Annotated in this window: 5 protein-coding genes; 3 read left to right on the top strand and 2 right to left on the bottom strand. The window is 69.9% G+C overall.

From position 1 onward, the window contains the following. Both Q7P21_RS06440 and Q7P21_RS06435 read left to right on the top strand, forming a co-directional pair. Nucleotides 1-1,137: aspartate kinase (locus Q7P21_RS06440; RefSeq protein WP_304176274.1), on the top strand; the 1,137-nt coding region annotated here is incomplete at its 5' end. Nucleotides 1,138-1,247: 110 nt separating this feature from the next. Then, nucleotides 1,248-2,960, top strand: a complete 1,713-nt coding sequence (locus Q7P21_RS06435) for a hypothetical protein (protein WP_304170340.1) — start codon at nucleotides 1,248-1,250, stop codon at nucleotides 2,958-2,960. Here Q7P21_RS06435 and Q7P21_RS06430 read toward each other — a convergent pair. Further along, nucleotides 2,957-4,354 (bottom strand): MFS transporter, encoded by a 1,398-nt coding sequence (locus tag Q7P21_RS06430; RefSeq protein ID WP_304170341.1) that lies wholly within the window; start codon nucleotides 4,352-4,354, stop codon nucleotides 2,957-2,959. The genes Q7P21_RS06435 and Q7P21_RS06430 overlap by 4 nt on opposite strands. 79 nt (nucleotides 4,355-4,433) lie before the next feature. On the opposite strand from Q7P21_RS06430, the gene Q7P21_RS06425 reads away from it, so the two are divergent. Next, nucleotides 4,434-5,054 carry a metalloregulator ArsR/SmtB family transcription factor gene (locus Q7P21_RS06425; protein ID WP_304170347.1) on the top strand — a complete coding sequence of 207 codons (621 nt, stop codon included), beginning with the start codon at nucleotides 4,434-4,436 and terminating at the stop codon, nucleotides 5,052-5,054. A 3-nt stretch (nucleotides 5,055-5,057) separates the two neighbouring features. Here Q7P21_RS06425 and Q7P21_RS06420 read toward each other — a convergent pair whose 3' ends face one another. Beyond that, nucleotides 5,058-5,966: an Hsp33 family molecular chaperone gene (locus Q7P21_RS06420; protein ID WP_304170351.1), complete on the bottom strand. Its 909-nt coding sequence runs from the start codon at nucleotides 5,964-5,966 to the stop codon at nucleotides 5,058-5,060. Between the last annotated feature and the right edge of the window lie 50 nt (nucleotides 5,967-6,016).

Here is a 6,016-nt window from a genome sequence, read left to right as displayed (position 1 = left end):
GTGGTCTCGGCCATGTCCGGCAAGACCAATGAGCTGGTGGCCTGGACCGACGGCGCGGGCCCCGCCGCCCAGGGCCTGGCGCCCTCCGACGACGAATATGACGTGGTGGTGGCGTCCGGCGAACAGGTGACCGCCGGCCTGCTGGCCATGACCTTGCGCAACATGGGCCTGCCGGCGCGCTCCTGGATGGGCTGGCAGATTCCCATCATCGCCGACGACGCCCACGGCCGCGCCCGCATCGACGAGGTGCCGCCCGAGAACCTGATCGCCGCCATGGACAAGGGCGAGATCGCGGTGATCGCCGGCTTCCAGGGCGTGACCCGCGACCAGCGCATCGCCACCCTGGGCCGTGGCGGATCCGACACCAGCGCCGTGGCCATAGCCGCAGCGGTCAAGGCGATCCGTTGCGACATCTATACCGACGTGGACGGGGTCTATACGACCGATCCTCGCATCGAATCCAAGGCCCGCCGGCTTTCCAAGATCTCCTATGAGGAGATGCTGGAAATGGCCTCCCTGGGCGCCAAGGTGCTGCAGACCCGGTCGGTCGAGCTGGCCATGGCCAAGGGCGTGCCGCTCCGCGTGCTGTCGAGTTTTGTCGAGCCCGGCGAAGCGCCCGGCCAAGGCACCATCGTGTGCGACGAGGAAGAGATCATGGAAAAGCGGATCGTGAGCGGCGTCGCCTATAGCCGTGACGAAGCGAAGATCAGCCTGTTCGGCCTGCCCGACCATCCGGGCGTGTCCTCGGAAATCTTCGGGGCCCTGGCCGACGCCAATGTGAACGTGGACATGATCGTCCAGAGCCACGCCCGCACCGCCGACACCGCCAATATGGAGTTCACGGTCGGCAAGCGCGACGCCCAGCGCGCCGTCGAGATCGTTCGCGCCTGCCAGCCGAAGATCGGGTTCGAGGACATCCAGGTCAATGAGGACGTGGCCAAGGTCTCGGTGATCGGGGTGGGCATGCGCAGCCATGCCGGCGTCGCCAAGTCGATGTTCAGCGCGCTCGCGGAAAAGGGCGTCAACATCCAGGTGATCTCCACCAGCGAGATCAAGATCAGCGTGCTGATCGACGCCGCCTATACCGAGCTGGCGGTCCGCGCCCTGCACGCCGCCTACGGCCTGGACCAACTCTAGGTTTCAAAGAACCGGGTTCTCTGGGCCCCATGCCTGTGGCGTCTCGACGCAGAGGTGTAGCGCGTCCCGGGCTTCACCAGCCGTAAAGGTCGATCGCCCATATTGGGGACATGGAGGAACTCGTCCACTATGAGGTGCTTGCCCGTCGCCCCGGCGCGGCCATGCATCTTGAGGCCTGGCTGGAAGACCAGTCCCGGGCCCTGCAGATGGCCAATGAGATGATCGGCTGCGGCGAGTTCATCGCCGTCATGGTGGTCCGCGAGACCCGCAATCCCAAGTCCGGCAAGTTCACGCCCCTGGTCATCCGCCGGGAAGGCGACTTCACCTCGCCCGTCTCCCGCAAGCTCGCCTCCGGCGATCTGCCGCCGCCGCGCTGCCGCACCGGCGCCGACCTCTATGGTCCCATGGCCCGCGCCCGCATCGCCGAGGTGCTGGAGGCCTGGCTGGCCCGCAAGAAGATCACCGCCTTCGAACTGATCCACCGCCTCGACCTCACCGAGACCCTGCGCAACACCGGCGGCGAATATCAGCACGCGGTCCAGAAGTTCGCCGTGCCCGAGGCCCTGCTGCGCCGCTCCACCGTGCACGAGGTCATCAAGTCGCTGCATCCGGTGATCGACGGGGCGGCCACCCGCCTGCGCCTGACCACCCAGGCCAATGGCTTCGCGGCCCTGTCGCTCTCGACCTTCGCCGACACCTGCGAAGAGCTGGTCGAGGTCAATGACCGGCTGTTCCTGTTGGGCGGCGCCGTCGCCGCCTATCTGGAGTCCGCCGAGGACTGGGGCGCCAAGGTCGAGCGGGTGCTGAACCTGGCCGACGCCGCGCCTGAGGACGGCCCGGGCCGAGACCTGGCCATGCATGTGCTGGCCCAGCCCATGGCCGAGATCCTGAATATTCCGGGCGCCATGGCCGAACTGCTGGGTCCCGACCTCGACGCGGCGGGCCACCTGGGGGCCCTGGCCCAGCTGAGCGCCCCCGAGGTCGCCGAGGCCGTGGCCGCCTTCGACCCGGCCGCCGCCACCCTGCTGCCCCAGCCCACCGCCATCGGCGAGCGCCTGGCGCGCTTCGCGGCCGACCCCCGGGTCAGCGGCCTGCGCGTCGCCCTGGGCCGCAAGATCCTGGGCGAGATCGCCAGCCCCAAGCGGCTGCGCCCGGCCAGCGCCGAGGGCGAGGTCGAGATCACCCGCGTCCTGGCCATCACCCTGATGACCGCCGCCGAGCATCTGGGCGGGGCCGAGGCGGTGCATGAGGCCTTTGTCTCCCGCTCCCACGCCATGGTCGGCTCCGAATTCGTCACCGCCTATCTGAAGGTCGCGCGCAGCCCGATCGACGAGGCCCTGGCGCTGGTCCGGCTGATGGAGAGCGTCGTCGGCGGGATCCACAAGCGCCAGGCCGTGCGCTGGCTGCAGTCCTGTGTCACCTCGCTGAAGTTCGACGCCGAGATCAAGTCGACCAAGCAGCCGGCGGGGGCCAGGCTGGCCCAGCTCGCCGCCCTCTATCGGCGCATCGCGCGCTCCGGCGGCAAGGAGGCCGGGATCGAGCCGTTGCTGAACATCATCGGCGACCTGGGCGGCCAGATCGAGGCGGAGGCCAAGCTGATCGCCCAGCTGCGCCGCGTCGGAACCCCGCCGGTCCAGAAGCTTCAGGGCCTGATCCGCATGGCCATGGGCGAAACCGCCCCGCCCGGCCCCGCCACCGAACGCGCCCGCCTGGAGGCCAAGCGGGTCATGGCTCAGCCCGACACGATCCACGAGCTGTCCCGCTCGCCCAAGATGCTGCATCAGGTCCAGAGCATGATGAGCGCCCTGGACAAGGCCGCCTAGCTAAAGGTCGTCCGTTCGGACCCGAGCCGCCAGGAGGCGGCCAGGCCGGCGAGCGCCACTGGCAAGGCCGCCGCGAACACCCACAGTCCCGCGCTCTGGGCCGCCTCGATCGTCAGGCCGTGGGAAATCCCGGTCAGGTTGGCGATCGCCGCCGCTGTCGCCGCCCCGGCCGCCGAGCCGGTCAGGCGCACGGTCGAGATCGCCGCCGCGCCGACCCCGCGTTCCGCGTCGGCCAGGCCGGCCAGCACCTTCTGGGCCATGAACGCCCAGGACAGACCAAAGCCGCCGCCCAGGGCGATCCCGGCGACCAGCACCGGCCAGACCTGTCCCGTCGGGAAGGCGAGCGCGCTGAGGCCCACGCCCAGGGTGGAACAGACCGCCCCCAGCCGGATCATCCGCCCCGACCAGAGCCCCGTCAGGTTGGAGACCGCCAGCCCCGCCACCGTCCAGGCCACGGCTTCGGCCGCCACCACATAGCCGGCGGTCAGCGCCTTCATGCCCGCCAGGGTCTGGAGGATGGCCGGACCATAGACACCGAAGCCCATGGAGGCGGCGGTGAGCAGGAACATGGCGGCGTAGCCGGAACCTGGAATGGTGCGCAGGTCGCTGGACCCCTTGGGCAGCAGTCGCGCCACCGCGCGCTCATCCACCCAGACCATGGCGATCAGCAAGACGACGCCCAGCAGGGTGAGCGCGGTCGAGCGCCCGAAGTCGCCGGCCAGGTCGGCCAGGCCGATGGCGACGACGCCGAGCGCGATCAGCCCCAGTTGCGGCCAGGCGATGGCGGTTCCCGCCTCCCCGTCCTCGCCCTTGGGCAACATGACGAAGGCCGCTGCGCCCACCGCCAGGCCCTGGAGGGCGAAGGACCAGAACACCCAGCGCCAGATCCCGGCGTCGGCGAAGACTCCGCCGATCAGCGGGCCCAGCAGGCTGGCCACCCCCCAGACGGCGGTGATCGCCGCATAGACCTTGGGCAGGGTGCGGTCGGGGAACATCAGGCCGATGGCCACCGAGCAGAAGCCCACCACCCAGCCGCCGCCGATGCCCTGCAACAGGCGGCCGGCCAGGAACATCCAGATGTCCGGCCCACCGGCGCTCATCACGCAGCCCAGGGCGTAGAGGGCGGCGGCCGCAGCCGTGGCGCGGCGCAGGCCGAAGCGGCGGGCCAGCAGGCCCGAGCTCGCCCCCGCCAGGACCGAGCCCAGCAGATAGCCGGCCGTGGCCCAGCCGAAATAGGCGTAGCCGCCCAGCGCCTTGCCCACGCTGGGCATGATGGTGGCGGTGACCAGGGAGTCCGCCGCGTTCAGCCAGACGCCCAGGCAGATCAGCACGAAGCGCGGCAGGCGGCCTTCGCCCAGCACGTCCGCCCAGCTTCCCGGCTTGACCGTCCCCATTTGACAATTCCCCGGCTTACAAATTCAGAAGGTCGGGACTAGACGGATGCGATGGTTTTTGCAATCATTAGATTGTCAAATGCGCAACGCCCCCGACGACATATTGTTTTGGCTGAAGACTGCGGGTCCGGCCCAGACCCTGGCCGTGGCGACGCATCTGGGCGTCACCCGCCAGGCGGCCCGCCAGCAGCTGGAAAAGCTCGCCGCCGAAGGGCTGGTCGAGCATATGACCGAACGCGCCGGGGTCGGCCGTCCCCGGCAGGTCTGGTCCCTGACCGGCAAGGCCCAGGCAAGGTTCCCCGACACCCACGCCCAGATGACCGTCGAGCTGATCGAGGCGGTGCGCCTGGAATTCGGCGCCGAGGGCCTCGACCGGCTGATCAGCCGCCGCGAGCAGGCGACCGCCCAGGCCTATGGCCGGGCGCTGGGCGGCGATCCCGGGCTGGAAGCCCGCCTCGACCGCCTGGCCGCCCTGCGCAGCGCCGAGGGCTACATGGCCGAATGGCGGCGGGACGCGGATGGCTCCTACCTGCTGATCGAGAACCACTGCCCGATCTGCGCCGCCGCCGCCGCCTGCCAGGGCTTTTGCCGCGCAGAGCTCTCGATGTTCGAGATGCTGCTGGCGCCGGCGCGGATTTCGCGCACCGAGCACGTGCTGGACGCGGCCCGGCGCTGCGCCTATCGGATCGACCCGGCCTGACGCCTACCCCGCCGCCAGCTCTTCCAGGGTCAGGGCGTAGACCGTCGAGCAATATTCGCAGGTCACTCGGATCAGGCCGTCATCCTCGACCATCTCCGCCCGTTCGCCGGCGCTGAACGAGTTCAGCACGCCGGCGATCCGCTCCGGCGAGCAGCGGCAGAAGGCCTGCAGCGGCTTGGGTTCGAACACCCGCACGCCGTCCTCGTGGAACAGGCGGAACAGCAGGGTCTCGGCCGAGATGGTCGGATCGATCAGCTCGTCCTCGCCGATGGTCTCGAAGAAGGCCTGGGTGCGGACCCAGGCCTCGGCGGTGGGCCCGCGCGCGTCGTCCTCGGCGATGTTCTGGATCAGCATGCCGCCGGCCCGCCAATGGGGGCCGTCGCCGGTGTCCACCTGCCCCACCGCCAGGCGCACCCGGGTGGGGGTCTGTTCGGACTGGGCGAAATACTGCTCGGCGCACAGGGCCAGGGTCTCGCCCTCGATGGTGGTGATCCCCTGATAGCGGTCCATGTCCGAGCCCTGGTCCACCGTCATGATGAACACGCCCTCGCCCAGCAGAGTCTTGGCGCCGGGCCGCACAAAGCCCTTGGCGGCCTCCGCCACCGCCACATCGTCATAGCGGCAATAGCCGCGCAGGGCGCCGGTGGTGTCATAGTCGCAGACCACATAGCGCACCGGCCCATTGCCCTGGGCCTGGACGATCAGCCGGCCCTCGAACTTCAGGTTCGAGCCGACCAGGGCCGCGAGCGCGCAGGCCTCGCCCAGCAGGTTCGCCACCGGCTCGGGATAGGCGTGGCCCTTCAGGATCTTGTCGACGGCGTCCCCCATCCGGGCCAGGCGGCCGCGCACGGGCTCGCCCTCGATCTGGAAGGGGGCGACGAGGTTGTCGGCGGCGGTCGCGGGTGCGGTCATGGGGCTGTCGTGTCTCGCGGGAATTGACGCGGTGATATAGGGGCTGGAGG

The organism is Phenylobacterium aquaticum (assembly GCF_947378715.1).
Taxonomy (GTDB): Bacteria; Pseudomonadota; Alphaproteobacteria; order Caulobacterales; family Caulobacteraceae; genus Phenylobacterium; species Phenylobacterium aquaticum_A.
This window is presented reverse-complemented; position numbering and strand designations above follow the sequence as displayed.